16 protein-coding genes are annotated in these 17,116 nt (G+C 67.9%); 9 read left to right on the top strand and 7 right to left on the bottom strand.

Translation table 11 applies throughout. The annotated features are described in order from the left end of the window. Positions 1-130: 130 nt before the first annotated feature. Positions 131-967: a DUF2786 domain-containing protein gene (locus NK1_RS27365; protein ID WP_063013303.1), complete on the top strand. Its 837-nt coding sequence runs from the start codon at positions 131-133 to the stop codon at positions 965-967. 31 nt (positions 968-998) lie between these two features. After that, positions 999-1,529 carry a TIGR04338 family metallohydrolase gene (locus NK1_RS27360; protein WP_063013278.1) on the top strand — a complete coding sequence of 177 codons (531 nt, stop codon included), beginning with the start codon at positions 999-1,001 and terminating at the stop codon, positions 1,527-1,529. A gap of 129 nt (positions 1,530-1,658) precedes the next feature. On the opposite strand, the gene NK1_RS27355 is transcribed toward NK1_RS27360, so the two are convergent. After that, positions 1,659-2,456 (bottom strand): VOC family protein, encoded by a 798-nt coding sequence (locus NK1_RS27355; protein ID WP_063013276.1) that lies wholly within the window; start codon positions 2,454-2,456, stop codon positions 1,659-1,661. 122 nt (positions 2,457-2,578) lie between these two features. Next, positions 2,579-3,550, bottom strand: a complete 972-nt coding sequence (locus tag NK1_RS27350) for an o-succinylbenzoate synthase (RefSeq protein WP_063013266.1) — start codon at positions 3,548-3,550, stop codon at positions 2,579-2,581. 28 nt (positions 3,551-3,578) lie between these two features. Here NK1_RS27350 and NK1_RS27345 point away from each other — a divergent pair, with 28 nt between their 5' ends. After that, a complete protein-coding gene (locus NK1_RS27345) occupies positions 3,579-3,761 on the top strand; it encodes a hypothetical protein (RefSeq protein WP_063013257.1) in 183 nt (60 codons plus the stop codon). Positions 3,762-3,764: 3 nt separating this feature from the next. Here the strand turns inward: NK1_RS27345 and NK1_RS27340 are convergent, their stop codons facing one another. Next, positions 3,765-4,934: a thiolase family protein gene (locus NK1_RS27340; RefSeq protein ID WP_063013255.1), complete on the bottom strand. Its 1,170-nt coding sequence runs from the start codon at positions 4,932-4,934 to the stop codon at positions 3,765-3,767. A gap of 109 nt (positions 4,935-5,043) precedes the next feature. Here NK1_RS27340 and NK1_RS27335 point away from each other — a divergent pair, with 109 nt between their 5' ends. After that, positions 5,044-5,535 (top strand): winged helix-turn-helix transcriptional regulator, encoded by a 492-nt coding sequence (locus NK1_RS27335; RefSeq protein ID WP_063013301.1) that lies wholly within the window; start codon positions 5,044-5,046, stop codon positions 5,533-5,535. A gap of 91 nt (positions 5,536-5,626) precedes the next feature. On the opposite strand, the gene NK1_RS27330 is transcribed toward NK1_RS27335, so the two are convergent. Further along, positions 5,627-6,706 (bottom strand): ABC transporter ATP-binding protein, encoded by a 1,080-nt coding sequence (locus NK1_RS27330; RefSeq protein ID WP_063013253.1) that lies wholly within the window; start codon positions 6,704-6,706, stop codon positions 5,627-5,629. 168 nt (positions 6,707-6,874) lie between these two features. Here NK1_RS27330 and NK1_RS27325 point away from each other — a divergent pair, with 168 nt between their 5' ends. The 3 genes from NK1_RS27325 (at position 6,875) to NK1_RS27315 (ending at position 10,428) form a co-directional block, all read left to right on the top strand. Beyond that, entirely contained in the window at positions 6,875-7,669 is a 795-nt protein-coding gene (locus tag NK1_RS27325) for an LLM class F420-dependent oxidoreductase (RefSeq protein WP_036507009.1), read from the top strand. A 138-nt stretch (positions 7,670-7,807) separates the two neighbouring features. Then, the gene (locus NK1_RS27320) at positions 7,808-9,604 is read left to right on the top strand and encodes an ABC transporter substrate-binding protein/permease (protein WP_063013251.1); all 1,797 of its coding nucleotides are present in this window, start codon (positions 7,808-7,810) and stop codon (positions 9,602-9,604) included. A 92-nt stretch (positions 9,605-9,696) separates the two neighbouring features. Beyond that, on the top strand, positions 9,697-10,428 hold the full coding sequence (locus NK1_RS27315) for an amino acid ABC transporter ATP-binding protein (protein WP_039781634.1): 732 nt from the start codon (positions 9,697-9,699) through the stop codon (positions 10,426-10,428). Here the strand turns inward: NK1_RS27315 and NK1_RS27310 are convergent. Then, positions 10,425-11,183, bottom strand: coding sequence for a glycoside hydrolase family 25 protein (locus NK1_RS27310; protein ID WP_063013249.1), 759 nt, complete (start codon positions 11,181-11,183; stop codon positions 10,425-10,427). The genes NK1_RS27315 and NK1_RS27310 overlap by 4 nt on opposite strands. A 51-nt stretch (positions 11,184-11,234) precedes the next feature. After that, positions 11,235-12,569, bottom strand: coding sequence for a glucosylglycerate hydrolase (gene ggh / locus NK1_RS27305; RefSeq protein ID WP_036507112.1), 1,335 nt, complete (start codon positions 12,567-12,569; stop codon positions 11,235-11,237). A gap of 315 nt (positions 12,570-12,884) precedes the next feature. On the opposite strand from ggh, the gene NK1_RS27300 reads away from it, so the two are divergent. Further along, a complete protein-coding gene (locus NK1_RS27300; RefSeq protein ID WP_063013247.1) occupies positions 12,885-13,595 on the top strand; it encodes an SDR family oxidoreductase in 711 nt (236 codons plus the stop codon). Between the two features lie 41 nt (positions 13,596-13,636). Here NK1_RS27300 and leuS read toward each other — a convergent pair whose 3' ends face one another. Then, positions 13,637-16,474 carry a leucine--tRNA ligase gene (gene leuS, locus NK1_RS27295; RefSeq protein ID WP_063013299.1) on the bottom strand — a complete coding sequence of 946 codons (2,838 nt, stop codon included), beginning with the start codon at positions 16,472-16,474 and terminating at the stop codon, positions 13,637-13,639. 237 nt (positions 16,475-16,711) lie between these two features. On the opposite strand from leuS, the gene NK1_RS27290 reads away from it, so the two are divergent. Further along, on the top strand, positions 16,712-17,116 hold the full coding sequence (locus NK1_RS27290) for an SdpI family protein (RefSeq protein WP_063013245.1): 405 nt from the start codon (positions 16,712-16,714) through the stop codon (positions 17,114-17,116).

The following is a 17,116-nucleotide window of genomic DNA, read 5'->3' as shown; positions in this document are numbered from 1 at the left end:
CCCTCCGTGGTTACGCAAGCTGCCGCCTCCGAGCGGGTGCTACCGCCGGATGGGATTCGGCGTCCGCACGCGCCCGATCGTGCGGCGATGTCGGTGGGTTCTCGTATCCTGGCGCTCGATGTCGACCCAGATGCCTCAGGACAAGTTGCTCACCCGGATCGGTGGGCTGTTGCGTCAGGCCGAGTCGACCGACAACGAGCACGAGGCCGAGGCCTTCATGGCGGCCGCCCAGCGCCTGGCGACCCGTTCGTCGATCGACCTCGCGGTGGCGCGCGCCCATATCGCCGGTCGCGAACGCCGCCCGACGCCGATGCAGAAGGTCGTCGCGATCGGCGAGGCGGGAAAGAAGGGGCTGCGCACGTATGTGCAGCTGTTCGTGGCGATCGCGGCGGCCAACGACGTGCGCTGCGATGTGACCCGCACATCCACGCAGGTCTATGCCTACGGCTTCGATACCGATATCGCGACGTGCGAGGCGCTGTACACGAGCCTGCTGGTGCAGATGGTGCGCGCGTCCGACCACTACATCAAATCCGGCGCCTACAAATCGGCGACGGTGGAGAAGATCGTGGTGGAGACGCGCTGGGGTCGCAAGGTGCAGCGTCGCATTCAGGCCCCGGTCGCAGCCGTGACGGCGCGGCTGAATTTCCAGATGGCGTTCGCCGACCGGATAGGCCGCCGGCTCGCACAGGTGAAGGCGGATGTGGAGGCCGAGGCGGTGGGCGCGGATACGACCGCCGCCGAATCCGCGGGGACCGCCCTGGCACTGCGCAACAAGGACCTCGAACTGACCGATTTCTACTCCCGCACCTCCGAAGCCCGTGGTACCTGGCGCGGGCCGCAGGAATCCACTGAGTACTCACCGGCCGCGCGCCGGGCGGGCGACCGAGCCGGGCGCACCGCGCGCCTGGGCCTGTCGCCCGAACTGCCTTCGGCGCGCGGCACTCTGGAAGCTCCCGGGGCATGAGCCGTACCCGAGCGGCGCGGCAATTGCTCAAATGTTGCGGGAAAGCGCTGTGACGCAGCGGGATTCGCAGCGCAGCCGGGTCTACGACGCCGAGGGCCTGGTGCGACGGATGTTCGATCGAGCCGACGAGTTCGGGGCTCGCACGGTCGACTTGCACGGTTCTCAGCTCACGCTGCCGATCGAGCGGAAGTTCGCTTCGGTCGAGTCGGTCCAGAGTTATGTGGACCGGGTGCTGGCCCTGAATTGGGTACGCGCGCAATGGGTTCGAGCGGGCACGACGCTGGCCGTACGGGCCCGCGCGGGAACCGCGGCGGCACATTACGAGGCCGGCCGCGCCGTGCTGGCCGTCCCGTTGCATACCGGCGGAACCGCTTGGGCCCTGCGCGAATTGGTCATCCTGCACGAACTCGCCCACCACCTGGAGCCGCCCGGCGACGACCTCGCCCCGCACGGCCCCGAATTCTGCACCCGCTACCTCGAGCTGGTCGACGGGGTCGTCGGCCCCGAAGCCGCCCTCCTCCTGCGCGCCACCCTGCACGATTGCGGCGCCCGCGTGGGCTGAAACGGATTCGGCCGCAGGCGCATCGGCGCAGAAACAGGCATTCGCGCCGGGCGGGGGCCGCGGATCCGGCCCCGGGACGCGCACGCCGGTGCCCCGGGCCGTTTCGGACGACCCGGGGCGTGTCCAGCCCTACTGCCCGGGTGCCTCCGCCCGCACCGTCGGGTCGATGAGGCCGAATATCTCGCCCTGGGGAGCCTGGACGACCGCCGAGCGGCCGAACGGGGTGTCGTCCGGCCCCATCAGTACCGTGGCGCCGAGTTCGGTTGCGCGCGAGAGTTTGTCGTCCGTCCCGGCGACCTGGAACCAGGTGAGCCAGTAGGGCGGGTTGTCACCGGGTGCGTTGCCGGCGTCCATCACGCCGCCGGCGACGTCCGCCCCGGGCGGGGAGAAGGTCGAATAGACGAAGTTCTCACCGTCGCCGATTTCGTCGAAGGTCCAGCCGAAGACGCGGCGGTAGAACTCCTGGGCGGTGGCGTAGTCGCCGGTGTGCAGTTCGTTCCAGCAGTAGGAGCCGGGTTCGTTGTAGATACCGGCGCCGGTGTGGGCCTTGGCCTGCCAGACGCCGAAGATCCCGCCGGTGGGATCGGAGGCCACGCACATGCGGCCCACGTCCATGACGTCGAACGGCGCGACGAAGACGGTCCCCCCGGCCGCGCCGATGGCCTCGGCGACCGCGTCGACGTCGTCGGCGGCGAGGTAGGTGGTCCACACCGAGGGCATCGGCGCCTCGCCCATCTTGGGCCCGATTCCGGCTGCCGGTTTACCGCCCAGCATCGCCATCAGATATCCTCCGGCCTCGGGCGGGCTGTCCATGATCTCCCAGCCCAGCAAACCGGAGTAGAAGTCGCGGGCGGCCTGCGGATCATCGACCGAACAGTCGACCCAGCAGGGCGTACCCTGCGGCCACGCAGAATCACGAGTGGGCATTGCGGAACTCCTATCGTGTGTTCGAGCACGTGAGAACTGCCGATGGCACACGATCAGCTAATCACAGACCGGCGGGTGGGAAAACCCTCTTCCCGGCCCTGCCGAGGCTCGAGCCGCCGCGATCAGTCCAGGAGCCGCCGCACCCGCTCCAACCGGCTCCGCCACCACGCCGCGCGCTCCGGATCGGGGTGGCGGAAGCGTTCCAGCAGAGCGGGATCCGGGGCCGGCGGGGTGCGCGGAACGCTCAGATATCCGTCGACCGGGCGCAGCGAATCCGCGACCACATCGCCGGCGAACAGATCGACGGTTCCCAGCCCGCAGGCGTGGTCGAGTTCCGGCAGCGCACCGGCCAGCGCGAGCTGAGACGACAGTCCGACGCTCGTCTCCAGCGCCGAGGAGATCACGCACGGCAGCCCCGCCGCCTGCGCCACCCGCAGCGCCCGCCGCACCCCGCCGAGCGGCGTGCATTTCAGTACGGCGATATCGGCCGCTCCCGCCACCGCGACCCGCATCGGATCCTCGGCGCGCCTGATGGACTCGTCCGCGGCGATGGGAATGTCGACCCGCCGTCGCACCGCCGCCAGCTCCTCGATCGTCCGGCACGGTTGCTCGGCGTACTCCAAACCCTGTGCGGCACGGTCGATCTGCCGCAGGTTCGCAACCGCCGTATCGACGTCCCAGGCCGCGTTGGCATCGACCCGGACGGCGCCGTCGCGGCCCAGCGCATCGCGCACGGCCGCCACCCGCTCGATATCCTCGGCGAGCGAATCCGGATGATCGGCGATCTTGACTTTCGCGGTGCGGCAACCGGATTCGGCGACGATGGAATACGCGCGCTCGGGTCCGACCGCGGGGACGGTGCAATTGACCGGAATGCGGTCCCGGACCGGTTCCGGCCACCCGTTCTCGATCTGCTCGACGGTGGTGGCCAGCCAGTTCGTGGCCTCCCGATCGTCGTATTCGACGAACGGGCAGAACTCGCCCCACCCGCGCGGGCCTTCGAGCAGCATCCCTTCGCGGACGGTGATGCCGCGGAAGCGAGTCCGCAGCGGAATCGCGTACACCAGCGCCGACGCCGAATCCAGATCGCTCACCCGAGCCAGCCTAGCCACCGCGGCTCGGATGTCCCGCCTACGCCGCGGTTTCCTGTCCCTGGTGGGTGCGCTGCCGCCGGCCGGGCGGTGGACCCTGCGGGCAGTGCGGAAGCGCCGCCCGGCCTGGCGTTATGCGCTGCTCACTCTGCCGCTGCTCGCCGAGGCGTGGCTGCGCGGTTTCGCGGTGGCGCTGGTCGTGGTGTCGGTCTGACGATCACAGCCGCTCGTAGATGGTCGCGTTCGCCAAACCGCCTGCCTCGCACATGGTTTGCAGTCCGAAGCGGGCGCCGCGTTCGTGCAGCGCGTGGACCAGCGTGGTGGCCAGCCGCGCACCGGAGGCGCCGAGCGGGTGCCCCAGCGCGATCGCGCCGCCGTTGACGTTCACCCGGGACAGATCGGCACCGGTATCGGCGGCCCAGGCCAGGACCACCGAGGCGAAGGCCTCGTTCACCTCGAACAGATCGATATCGTTCAACGACAGTCCGGAGCGCTGCAACACCTTTCGGGTCGCCGGGATCACCGCGGTGAGCATCAGCAGCGGATCGTCGCCCGCGACCGCGAAACTGTGCAGCCGGGCCAGCGGCCGCAGGCCCAGTTGCGCGGCCTTCTCGCTGGTCATGATCAGTACCGCGGCGCTGCCGTCGTTGATCTGACTCGCGTTGGCGGCGGTCACGTTCCAGCCGATCTCGGGGAACCGGGCGGCATAGGCCTCGCTGTAGTAGGCCGGCCGCAGCCCGGCCAGGGTCTCCAGGGTGCTGCCGACCCGGATGCCCTCGTCGGTGCTCAACCCGGCCAGCGGCGCGAGTTGTGCCTCGAAGGATCCGTTCTTCGTCGCGGCGGCCGCCTTCTCGTGACTGGCGAGGGCGAACTCGTCCATGGCGGTGCGCGAGATGTTCCAGCGCGCCGCGATCAGTTCCGCGCTGATTCCCTGCGGTACCAGCTCGTCCGGATACCGTTCGGCGAAGGCCACGCCGTTGATGTCGGTCGCGCCGGCCACGCTCGACCCCATCGGCACCCGGCTCATCGACTCCAGACCGCCGGCGACGACGATGTCGTAGGCCCCGGCCAGTACGCCCTGCGCGGCGAAATGGATGGCCTGCTGGCTGCTGCCGCACTGCCGGTCGACCGTGGTGGCCGGAACGGACTCCGGATAGCCGGCCGCGAGCGCGGCACGGCGGGTGATGTTGACCGACTGCTCGCCGATCTGAGTGACCACGCCGCCGATGACATCGTCGATCAGCACCGGATCGATCCCGCTGCGCCGCACGACCTCGCGCAGGCTGTGGGCGAACAGGTCGACAGGATGCTGGTCGTGCAGCGCTCCGGTGGCTTTGCCCTTCCCGATCGGGGTGCGTACGGCCTCGACGATCACTGCGTCTCTCATGGCGATTCCTCCGGTATCGCGCCGTTGCGACAATCTGACTTAGTCGCTCTAAAGTCAGGGTAGGAGCTGACATTAGTTATGACAAGTCAGAGTTGGTATGATCGTGGTCATGCCCGTGAAACTGGAAGGACCCCTGCGTGACCTGAATTCGTGGAAGCCGGACGGCTGTTCCATCGTGAAGGCTCTCGACATCGTCGGCGCCCGCTCGGCGATGCTGATTCTGCGCGAATCCATCTACGGGACGACCCGCTTCGACGGTTTCGCGGCGCGGGTGGGTATCACCGACGCCGCCGCGGCCGCCGCGCTGCGCAAACTCACCGACGCCGGGCTGCTGCGCAAACAGCCGTATCGCGAAGAGGGTAAGCGCACCCGCAACGAGTACGTGCTCACCGAGATGGGCCGGGATCTGCTCCCGGCGATCTTCGCGCTGTGGCAGTGGGGGGACAAGTATCTGCAGGGTGGGGTGCCGCCGCTCGAGCGGGTCGAGGACACCACCGGCGAACCGGTGCGGGTGGAGTTGCGCGGCACCGGAGGCGACGAAATCGGACTGGAGGACATCCGGATCCGGGTGAACCAGGACTGGCGCCGGCCACGCGGCTGAACGGGCCGCGCTCGCGGACCGGCGAGTGCCCACCACAACACGAACTGCCCCCGAATATCGAAAAGCATTCGGGGGCAGTCGGTTTCGATGACTAGGTCAGTCGCCGACCGTCGGCCGGGTCGAAGAAGTAAGTGTGCTCCGCATCGGTGGTGAGTGTCAGCTTGTCGCCCTTCTGCGGCGGATTGCGCCAGTCCGCGCGGGCGACGATGGTCTGATCTCCGCCCGCCTCGCCCAGGGTGCGGCCGTAGATATAGGCGTCGGAGCCCAGCTCCTCGACCACGTCGATCTCCATGGCGATGCCCTCGGAACCACCGGCCAGATCGAAGTGCTCCGGGCGGATACCGACCACCACGGTCTCGCCCGCGGCATCGGCCACCGCGCGCGGCAGCGCGATCGAATGTCCGCCGAGGGTGACCGAACCGTCCGACACCGGCAGCGTGAACAGGTTCATCGCCGGTGAACCCATGAAGCCCGCGACGAACAGATTCGCCGGATCCCGATACAGATCCCGCGGCGAGGCGCACTGCTGCAACAGTCCGTCCTTGAGCACCGCCACCCGGTCGCCCATGGTCATCGCCTCGACCTGGTCGTGGGTGACGTAGACGGTGGTGGTGCCGAGCCTGCGCTGCAACTGGGCGATCTGCGTGCGGGTCTGCACGCGCAGTTTCGCGTCCAGGTTCGACAGCGGTTCGTCCATCAGGAACACCTGCGGCTGCCGCACGATCGCGCGGCCCATCGCGACACGCTGGCGCTGACCGCCGGACAGCGCCTTGGGTTTGCGGTCCAGGAAGTCCTGCAGGTCGAGCAGTTTCGCCGCCTCCAGCACGCGCTGGTTGCGTTCGGCCTTACCGACCTTGGCCATCTTCAGCGCGAAGCCCATGTTCTCCGCGACCGTCATATGCGGGTAGAGCGCGTAGTTCTGGAACACCATCGCGATATCGCGCTGTTTGGGTTCGGCGTCGGTGACGTCCCGGTCGCCGATCAGGATGCGGCCGTCGTCGACCTCCTCGAGTCCGGCCAGCATGCGCAGCGAGGTGGATTTGCCGCATCCGGACGGTCCGACCAGTACCAGGAATTCGCCGTCGGCGATCTCGAGATTCAGCTTGTCGACAGCGGGTTTGGTACCACCCGGGTAGAGCCGGGTGGCGTGGTCGAAGGTGACCGTGGCCATGGTGAATCAATCCCTTCACCGGCAGGAACGTGCCGGACGATCCGAGTAGAGGGGTCGGTGCGCGCCCCACAGTAACCCAGCGACCCGCACGGGGTGCAGCGGGCGAGTAGCCTCGTCAAGGGCCGCTGACCGGCCGCGAGAGCAGCTCACGAGACGAAGGAGCATCGGATGACTCGACCGGTTCGCATCGGAGTTCAGCTACAGCCGCAACATGCTCCCGATTACGGGTTGATCCGGGATGCGGTGCGCCGGGCCGAGGATGCGGGCGTCGACATCGTGTTCAACTGGGATCACTTCTATCCGCTCACCGGCGATCCCGACGGCGCGCATTTCGAATGCTGGACCATGCTCGGTGCGATCGCCGAGCAGACCGAACGAGTCGAACTCGGCGCACTGGTGACCGGCGGCGGATATCGCAATCCCGATCTGCTCGCCGATATGGCACGCACCGTCGACCACATCTCCGGCGGCCGGCTGATCCTCGGCATCGGCGCCGGCTGGTTCCAGAAGGACTATGATCAATACGGCTACGAATTCGGCACGCCCGGAACACGTCTGGCGTTGCTGAAGGAATACCTCGCGCGCATCGACGCCCGGCTGCCGAAGCTGAATCCGCAACCGACGCGCCACATTCCGATTCTGATCGGCGGCGGTGGTGAGCGAAAGACGTTGCGACTGGTGGCCGAATACGCCGACATCTGGCACAGCTTCGCCGATATCGAAGCGCTGGAACGCAAATCGAAGATTCTGGCCGAACACTGCGCCGAGGTCGGCACCGACGCGAACCGGATCGAGCGGTCGGTGTCGTGGCCCGGGGCCGAACAGGCCGAGCGGCTGGTGGGCGCCGGGGCGACGCTGTTCACCGTGGGCGCGGGTGGACCCGACTACGACCTGAGCGTGGTCGAGCAGGCCGTCGCCTGGCGGGACAACTTCAATCCGGAGTCGGTGGCCGGTATCGCCTGATCGAACACCGCCGGATCGAACACCGCCGGATCGAATCACCGGGATTCGATTTCCGGCGGGCGATGTGGCAGGGGCGGCGGCCCGTGGACCCGCGTCGCCGCCCTCGGTGTGCTACCGGCCGGGCTAGGGTTCTCGGCTATGGCCCGTTTGCCCGTCTCGCGCCCGCGTGCGCTGATCGCGCTGATGGCGGCGATGATGCTGCTGTTCGCCGTCGCCTGCAGTTCCGATGGCGGCAGCTCGTCGCAGGCCTCGAACCTGTGCGCACCGCCCGGACCGTCGGCCGCCTCCCCCGCGCCGACGAAACTGGCCAGCGGCGCGACGGCCGGCACCGATCGCTACACCACCGCGACCACCGCGCCGCTGAGTTCGATCGATATCACCAAGCTCGGCTTGTCCCAGGCCGGTGTGCTCAGCGTGGGCACGCTGTCGGACGCGCCGCCGAGTATCTGCGTGAATCCGTCGGGGGCCTTCACCGGATTCGACAACGAACTGCTGAAGGCGATCGGCGCGAAACTCGGACTACGGGTGCAGTTCTCCGGCACCGAATTCGCCTCGCTGCTCTCGCTGGTCGCCACGGGCCGGTTCGACGTGGGGTCGTCGAGCATCACCACCACCGATGCGCGGCGGCAGCAGGTCGGTTTCACCAATGGGTACGACTTCGGTTACTTCTCGCTCGTCGTGCCCAACGGCAGTGCGATCAAGGGGTTCTCGGATCTGAAACCGGGCGTGCGGATCGGCGTGGTGCAGGGCACCGTGCAGGACGAATACGTCAGCGGCACCTTGCATCTGGACGCGGTGAAATTCCCCGACTACAACACCGCCTACGCGAATCTGAAGACCGGGCAGATCGATGCCTGGGTCGCGCCCTCCCAGCAGGCCACCGGTGCGATCAAACCGGGTGATCCCACCTCGATCGTGCAGAACACCTTCAGCCTGGACAATTTCACCGCCTGGGCGGTCCGCAAGAACAATCAGCCGCTGATCGACGCCCTCAATTCCGGCCTCGACGCGGTGATCGCGGACGGAACCTACGCCAAGCTCTACTCCGACTGGGTGCCGCGCCCGCTGCCGCCGGGCTGGAAACCGGGCTCCAAATCTGCGCCTGTGCCGCAACTTCCGGATTTCGAGAAGATCGCCGCCGAACATCAGCACAGCGATCAGCAGAACGCGCCGAAATCGACGCTGGCGCAATTGAAGGATACGTTCTTCGATTGGTCGTTGTACCGCAAGGCATTTCCCGACCTGTTCAAGACGGGTCTGCCGAATACGCTGATTCTGGCGCTGGTTTCGGGGGTGCTGGGCACGCTGATCGGCATTCTGCTCGCGGTGGCCGGTATTTCGCGCACCCGCTGGTTGCGGTGGCCCGCGCGGGTCTACACCGACATCTTCCGCGGTTTGCCGGCCGTGGTGATCATCCTGTTGATCGGCCTGGGTATCGGCCCGATAGTCAAGGGGATCACCGGGAACAATCCGTACTGGCTGGGTGCGGTCGCGCTGGCGCTGCTGGCCTCGGCCTATATCGGCGAGATCTTTCGCTCGGGTATCCAATCGGTGGAGCCGGGGCAGCTGGAGGCCGCGCGCGCGATCGGATTCGGCTATCGGCAGTCCATGACGCTGGTGGTGATTCCGCAGGGCGTGCGGCGGGTGCTGCCGGCGCTGATGAACCAGTTCATCGCGCTGATCAAGGATTCCTCGCTGATCTACTTCCTCGGCCTGCTCGCCTCCCAGCGCGAACTGTTCGCCGTCGGCCGCGACCTGAATTCCCAGACCGGAAATCTGTCGCCGCTGGTCGCGGCGGGCCTGGTCTATCTGCTGCTCACCATCCCGCTCACCCACCTGGTGAACTACATCGACCGCCGATTGCGCACCGGCCGCGCCGAAGCCGCCGCCGACGAAATCGACCAGGCAGTCATCACGGAAGGACGCGGAGCGTGAGCGACCAGAATCCGAAAGGCGTGAGCGACCGGAATCCGAAAGGCGTGAGCGACCGGAATCCGAAAGGCGTGAGCGACCGGAAGAGCGCCGGCGTGGGCACGAGTTCCTCCCTGACCGGGGTGGATCTGCATCTGACCCTCGGCAACAACCAGGTGCTGCGCGGCGTCGACATCCACGTCGAGGCCGGTCACACCACCACGGTCATCGGCCCGTCCGGTTCGGGAAAATCCACCCTGCTGCGGGTGTTGAACCGCCTGCACGAACCCGATTCCGGCGATGTGCTGATCGACGGGGTGTCGGTGCTGGGCGAGAATCCGGACCGGCTGCGCCAGCGCATCGGGATGGTCTTTCAGCATTTCAATTTGTTCCCGCACAAGACGGTGGCGGAGAACGTGGCTCTGGGACCACGGAAATTGCGCGGCCTGAGCAAGGAAGCGGCGCGGGCGCTGGCATTGGAACAACTCGAGGCGGTCGGATTGGCGGCGCGCGCCGATACCCGCCCGGCGAATCTGTCCGGTGGTCAGCAGCAGCGCGTCGCCATCGCCCGCGCGCTGGCGATGAAACCGGAATTGATGCTGTTCGACGAGGCGACCTCGGCCCTGGACCCGGAGTTGGTCAAGGGTGTGCTCGCGCTGATGGCGGATCTGGCTTCCGGCGGTATGACGATGATCGTGGTGACCCACGAAATGGGTTTCGCCCGTTCGGTTTCCGACAGCGTGGTGTTCATGGACCAGGGCAAGGTGGTGGAGTCGGGGTCTCCGGACCGCCTCTTCGACGATCCGGAAACCCCACGCCTGCAACAGTTTCTGTCCCAGATCCTCTAACTGCCCGAACTGCTGCCGCTGAACGGCATATTGGCGAACTGCGCGAAATTGCCCTGCGCTCCGCTGTAGACGTTCAGGTCGGTATTGCCCGCGATACCGGGCACACTGCCGGAATCGGTGGTCTGCCAGAAGGTCCACGCCGGCCAGCCGCCGGGCACCTCGGGCTGAGCGTTACCGCGGTAATCGGCGATCCACAGTGGATATTGGTGGAACTGATCGGAATCGGCCATCGCCGTCTGCCAGAACCGCGGGTAGGTGTAGATGATCGGCACGCGGCCGGTCAACGCTTGCACCGTGGTCAGATAGCGATGGGTCCAGTCGATCAGCTCCGCCGGGGGCAATCCGCCGGAATTCTCCATGTCGAGGACCGGCGGCAGGTCCAGCGGGCCGTTCTGGCCGAGGACGACCGCGGCGTAGAGGGCGGCCTGCGGTTCCGGCGGCAGATCCGGATGGGCGTAGTGATAGGTGCCGCGCGCCACCCCGGCCGCGCGCATGAGCAGGCTGTCGGGGACGAAATAGGGATTGACGTAGTTCAGCCCCTCGGTGGCCTTCACCATGGCGAAGTTGTGCCCGGAGGCGCGGACCGCGAACCAATCGATCAGACGGCCGTCGATGTGCTGCCAGGACGACACATCCGGCCCGGTGGGTCCCGCGGAGGCGATACCGGTTGCCGAGAATATGCCGGCAACGGCGAGCAGCGGCAGGGCTGCGGTGAAGCGACGGACTTTCGGACGAGCCACGGTGCGTCGATGCATGGCTACGAGAGTAGGCAGCCGAGGCACTTGTGACCAGTGTTTACGTGTGACTCATCCGAGCCAGTCGAGGACCGCGGCCGCCGTCCAGGACTGCTGCATGCTCCCCAGCGGGTCGCCGGTGAACGGGTCGTAGTATTCCGCGAAGCTGCCGTCACCCGCCTGCCGCAAACCTTCCGCACGCAGCATGAAGGACCGTTCGGCCCAGCCGCGGCGGGCGAAGACCCAGGAGAACAGCCAGCTCATCACCGGCCAGACCGGTCCGCGCCAGTATTCGCGCGGGCGGAAATCCTTCGACACCGGCGAGGTCGAGGGCGGCAGCGCGTAGCGCAGATCGGGGTGTCCGCAGAAGCGCGGACCTTCGAACAGGCGCAGCAGGCTGCGCTCGGTGGCGCGCGGCAGCCCCCCGCACAGCAGCGGTGCGAACATGGCCAGCGTCTCGGTGCCGATCCACTCGTCGGCGCGCAGGTCGAAGTCGCGCGCGGCGCCGGAGCGGGGGTCGGCGGTGGCGATCACGCCGGCGCGGAAATAGTCGGCCCACTCGTAGAGCTCGCGCACGTCGGCGTGCGGCATGCGGTAGTCCTCCCCGATTCCCGCCAGCACCTCACAGGCCAGCGCGAAGACGGCGGTGACGAAGACATCCTCCACAGCGAAGCTCATCGTCGAGGCGAGTTGAAAATCGTCGTATCCACAACGCCGCATTTGTTCCACAAGCCACAGGTAGCGGTCGTATTCGCGATCGGAGGGACGCTGCGCCGGGTCGACCACGTCGATATCGGCCCGCCGATACGGCGGCAGATCGCCGACCACCACGTTGGCGTAGGCACGATCCCACCGCGGTGAATTGTCCATTCCGGATTCCCAGCCGTGATACAGGGTGATCCGGCCGTGCTGTTTGGGGTCGCGGGCATGGGCCAGCCAGCGATGCCAGCGCATCAGATCGACCCAGCGCCGATCCAGGAATTCCGCGGCGACCGCCCGGGTGGTGCGGCCGTGGCGCCGGGAATGGTCGAGGATGCGCTGAACCGCGATCGCGTGCACCGGCGGCTGGGTGATGCCCGAGGTATCGGGGCCGGCGGGGGCGTTCGTGGCCAGCCGGCGACACTCCCACCGGCTCGGTCCCGGGAAATAGCCGTCCACCCCGTTGGCGAACACGATGTGCGGGATCATTCCGTTGCGCCACTGCGCCGACAGCAGGGTGTCGAGTTCGACCACGGCGCGCTCCACGCTCAGCGGCGCCAGGCCGACCGCGACGAAGGCGGCGTCCCAGCTCCACATATGGGGATAGAGCTTCGGGGCCGCGCTGGTCATGGTCCCCAGATCGTTGCCGCGGAGCAGGTAGGAGGCCCGGGCAGCCAGTTGGGTGGGGGTGAAGCCGGGACCGTTCATTTCCCTATTCTGCGACGTCACCTTCAGATATGCGCGCCGCCCCGGCGTCGCGTGCCGCACACCGGCCGCGGCTGGGGCATGGTCCGGCCCGGTCACCTGTTCGGCAGTGTCCACCCTCATCGCCTCGTTCTTCGTCATGCGCGGTGTTCGTCCCCGCCCGCCGCGGTGAGCCGATTGTTCGAATCCGGATTACACCCATCGGCCGGGGCTCGCCACCGCTGGACGACAGATGTCCGCTCGCGGCGGTGCAATTGTCCGGGACGTCCCTCCCCGGCACCACCACGGCCGGTGCGGCCGGGGGTCTACGGTGAGCACATGGCCGCACCTTCGGAATCCACTGCCGCACAGGATGTACCGACCGCCCTGATCACCGGCGCCAGCCGGGGCCTGGGGGCCGCGATCGCGCGGGAGCTGGCGGGAACGCACCGGCTGCTGCTGGGCGCGCGCTCGGCGGAATCACTGGCGGCGATCCGGACGGAACTTCCCGATGCCGAACCGTGGCCGGTCGATCTGACCGATGACGCCGCACTGCCCGCCGCCACGGCGTCGATCGACCGCCTGGACGTACTGGTGCACAACGCGGGTGTCGCCGAGCTGGGATCGATCGCCGAATCGTCGGTCGAGCAGTGGCGAAACACCTTGGAAGCCAATTTGATTGCCGTCGCCGAGCTGACCCGGCTGCTGCTGCCCGCGCTGCGCGCCGCGAACGGCCATGTGGTGCTGATCAATTCGGGCGCCGGCCTGCGCGCCAATCCGGGCTGGGGTGTCTACGCCGCGAGCAAGTTCGGGCTGCGCGCCTTCGGTGACGCGCTGCGGTTGGAGGAACCGCGCCTGCGCGTCACCTCCGTCCACCCGGGGCGCATCGACACCGAAATGCAGCGCGCGATCGTCGCCTCCGAGAAACGGGATTACAACCCGGACGAATTTCTCACCGCGGCGACCGTCGCCCGTGCCGTCCGCAATGCCGTCGAAACGCCTCGCGACGCGCACCCGACCGAGATCGTGCTGCGTCCGATCGCCCGCTGAATCGGCGCGGTCGGTGCTGTAGCCGACCGCGCCGAAACGGCTCACGCGACGACGTTCACCAGCTTGCCGGGCACGACGATGACCTTGCGCGGGGTCTTGCCGGCCAGGAATTCCAGCAGCTTCTCGTCGGCGAGCGCCGCCGTCTCCACCGTCTTCGCATCGGCATCCGCCGGTACGCTGACCCGGCTGCGGACCTTGCCGTTGACCTGGATCGGATATTCGACCGAATCCTCCACCAGCAGTGCGGGGTCCGCGATCGGGAAGGGGCCGTGCGCCAGCGCCGTGCCGTGTCCCAGGCGTTCCCACAGTTCCTCGGCGATATGCGGGGCCATCGGGGCCAGCATCAGCACCAGCGGTTCCACCACGGTGCGCGGGGCGCCCTGCGGGTACTGCTTGGTCAGATGGTTGGTCAGCTCGATCAGCTTCGCGCCGGCGGTGTTGTCGCGCAGGGCGGCGTAGTCGGCGTCGACACCGTCGATCGTCTTGTGCAGCAGGCGAAGTGTGGCATCGGCCGGCTCGGCGTCGGTGACGCGCGCGGCCCCGGACTCCTCGTCGACCACCAGGCGCCACACCCGCTGCAGGAAGCGGTGCGCGCCGACGACGTCCTTGGTCGCCCAGGGGCGCGAGGTGTCCAGCGGGCCCATCGACATCTCGTACAGCCGGAAGGTGTCCGCGCCGTACAGATCGCACATCTCGTCGGGGGAGATGGCGTTCTTCAGCGATTTGCCGATCTTGCCGTACTCCTGGAAGACCTCGATCTCCACACCGGAGGTGTTCGTCCAGAAGAACGTGCCGTCCCGCTCCACCACCTCGGCCGCCGGAATGTAGGTTCCGCGCTCGTCGGTGTAGGCGAAGGCCTGGATGTAGCCCTGGTTGAACAGCCGCCGGTACGGTTCCGGACCCGACACCTCGCCCAGGTCGAACAGCACCTTCTGCCAGAACCGCGCGTACAGCAGATGCAGCACCGCGTGTTCCACGCCGCCGACGTACAGATCCACGCCACCGGGATCGTTCGCACCGTGTTCGGCCGGGCGCGGGCCCAGCCAGTAGCGCTCGTTCTCCGGCGCGCAGAACGCCTCCGAGTTGGTCGGGTCGGTGTAGCGCAGCTGGTACCAGGAGCTACCGGCCCACTGCGGCATCACGTTGGTGTCGCGGCGGTAGGTCTTCGGCCCGTCGCCCAGATCCAGTTCGACGGTCACCCAATCGGTGGCCTTGGCCAGCGGCGGCGACGGTTCGGAATCGGCGTCGTCGGGATCGAAGGTGACCGGCGCGAAGTCGCGCACCTCCGGAAGTTCCACCGGCAGCATCGATTCCGGCAGCGGGTGAGCGGCGCCCTGCTCGTCGTAGACGATCGGGAACGGCTCGCCCCAGTAGCGCTGGCGGGCGAACAGCCAGTCGCGCAGCTTGTACTGGATGGTGCCCTTGCCGTGGCCGTCGCGCTCCAGGCGTTCGACGACGGTGGCCTTGGCGGTCTCGACGTCCAGGCCGTTCAGGTAGTCGGAGTTCACCAGCAGGCCGTCGCCCGAGTACGCCGACTCCGAGATGTCGCCTCCGGCAATCACTTCCACGATCGGCAGGCCGAACGCCCGCGCGAACTCCCAGTCGCGCTGATCGTGGCCGGGCACCGCCATGATCGCGCCGGTGCCGTAGCCCGACAGCACATAGTCGGCGATGAAGATCGGCAGCTGCGCGCCGTTGACCGGGTTGGTGGCGTAGGCGCCCAGGAAGACGCCGGTCTTCTCCTTGTTCTCCTGCCGCTCCAGATCGGACTTGGCGGCGATCGACTTGCGATAGGCCGCAACGGCTTCGGCGGGGGAGGGCGCGTCGAAGGTCCACCGGGTGTCGACATCCGCGGGCCACTGCGCGGCGGCCAGCCGGTCCACCAGCTCGTGCTCCGGGGCCAGCACCACATAGCTCGCCCCGAACAGGGTGTCGGGCCGGGTCGTGAAGACCTCGATGCTCTCACCGTTCGCCCCGAAGGAGACCTCGGCGCCGCGCGAACGCCCGATCCAGTTGCGCTGCATGGCCTTCACGTTGTCCGGCCAGTCCAGCAGGTCCAGGTCGTCGACCAGGCGGTCGGAGTAGGCGGTGATGCGCATCATCCACTGCCGCAGGCGTTTCCGGAACACCGGGAAGTTGCCGCGCTCACTGCGACCGTCGGCGGTGACTTCTTCGTTGGCCAGTACGGTGCCCAGTCCCGGGCACCAGTTGACCATCGAATCCGATTGGTAGACCAGGCGATACGAGTCCAGGATCTCGCCCTGTTCGGCGGGGGACAACTCGGCCCACGCGCGACCGTCGGGGGTGGGCCGCTCGCCGGCGGCGAATGCGGCCACCAGATCCGCGATCGGGCGGGCCTTGTTCGCCGAGGTGTCGTACCAGGCGTTGTAGATGCGCAGGAAGATCCACTGCGTCCACTTGTAGAACTCGGGGTCGGTGGTGGCGAACGAGCGGCGCCGGTCGTGACCCAGGCCCAGCCGGTCCAGCTGGCGCTGCATGGTGGCGATATTGGATTCGGTGGTCACCCGCGGATGCGCGCCGGTCTGCACCGCGTACTGCTCGGCGGGCAGGCCGAAGGCGTCGTAGCCCAGCGCGTGCAGCACATTGCGACCGTGCATGCGGTGGTAGCGCGCGAACACGTCGGTGGCGATATAGCCCAGCGGGTGGCCGACGTGCAGGCCGGCACCCGACGGATACGGGAACATGTCCTGGATGAACAGCTTGTCGGCCGGGGTCTCGCCGGCCAGCGGGCCGACCGGATTCGGCGCGTGGAAGGTGCCGCGCTCCGCCCACACCCGCTGCCACTTGCTCTCCAGGGCGCCGGCCAGTTCGGCGTTGTAGCGGTGCGCGGGCACCTCGGTTCCGGGAAGCGTGGGCAGGCTGCTTTCGGGCCCGTCGCCCCGGCCGGTCGATGCGCCGGCTGTATCGGTTGCACGAGTGTCCTGCACGGTCCTGCCTTCTTGTCGCCGAGTTCCCCTGGTGAACGTCTGTGGACAACGTCGTCACTCAGGGTAGAGCCTGCGCACGTCAGCACCCAAAAAGGGGTGAGCGGGGCGTTCGTGGCGGCGGCGAGCCCCGCGGGCGCCACGTTTTGATACCGGAGTACCGTATTCCGGGTGTTCGTGGTCGCGCTCCTCCTGTTTCTGCTTGCGGCCGTGGCCGTGGTCACGGGCGTGCTCGGGCTGACCGGCACCCTGCCGCCCAATCGGTTCTTCGGTGTCCACACCGAAGAGGCCCTGCGCACCGAAGAGGCGTATCGCGTGGCCAACCGCGTCGCCGGGCCGACCTCGGTCGGTGCGGGTCTGCTGCTCGCCGCCGCCGGTGCGATCGCGCTGGTCGCGACCGTATGGGTGGGCTTGGCCGCCGCCGCGGTGGCGCTGGTCGTGGCGCTGTTCACCCTGGGCGCCGGCGTGAACGCGGCGAACGAGGCCATCGCGGGCCTCGCCCCTGCCGAGGTCGGCGGCTGCGGTAGCTCCTGCGGCGCGTGCTCACTGCGCGACGCCTGCCAGCCCGCCAAGTGA

The organism is Nocardia kruczakiae NBRC 101016, assembly GCF_001612965.1.
GTDB classification, from domain to species: Bacteria; Actinomycetota; Actinomycetes; order Mycobacteriales; family Mycobacteriaceae; genus Nocardia; species Nocardia kruczakiae.
This window is presented reverse-complemented; position numbering and strand designations above follow the sequence as displayed.

Coding starts and splice junctions, on each gene's coding strand:
- NK1_RS27335 (WP_063013301.1), top strand. CDS start 5,044: ATGCCCGTGAAACTGGAAGGACCCCTGCGTGACCTGAATTCGTGGAAG.
- NK1_RS27345 (WP_063013257.1), top strand. CDS start 3,579: ATGTCCCGCCTACGCCGCGGTTTCCTGTCCCTGGTGGGTGCGCTGCCG.
- NK1_RS27320 (WP_063013251.1), top strand. CDS start 7,808: ATGGCCCGTTTGCCCGTCTCGCGCCCGCGTGCGCTGATCGCGCTGATG.
- NK1_RS27325 (WP_036507009.1), top strand. CDS start 6,875: ATGACTCGACCGGTTCGCATCGGAGTTCAGCTACAGCCGCAACATGCT.
- NK1_RS27340 (WP_063013255.1), bottom strand. CDS start 4,934: ATGAGAGACGCAGTGATCGTCGAGGCCGTACGCACCCCGATCGGGAAG.
- NK1_RS27365 (WP_063013303.1), top strand. CDS start 131: ATGCCTCAGGACAAGTTGCTCACCCGGATCGGTGGGCTGTTGCGTCAG.
- NK1_RS27300 (WP_063013247.1), top strand. CDS start 12,885: ATGGCCGCACCTTCGGAATCCACTGCCGCACAGGATGTACCGACCGCC.
- NK1_RS27360 (WP_063013278.1), top strand. CDS start 999: ATGTTGCGGGAAAGCGCTGTGACGCAGCGGGATTCGCAGCGCAGCCGG.
- NK1_RS27355 (WP_063013276.1), bottom strand. CDS start 2,456: ATGCCCACTCGTGATTCTGCGTGGCCGCAGGGTACGCCCTGCTGGGTC.
- NK1_RS27310 (WP_063013249.1), bottom strand. CDS start 11,183: ATGCATCGACGCACCGTGGCTCGTCCGAAAGTCCGTCGCTTCACCGCA.
- ggh (WP_036507112.1), bottom strand. CDS start 12,569: ATGAACGGTCCCGGCTTCACCCCCACCCAACTGGCTGCCCGGGCCTCC.
- NK1_RS27330 (WP_063013253.1), bottom strand. CDS start 6,706: ATGGCCACGGTCACCTTCGACCACGCCACCCGGCTCTACCCGGGTGGT.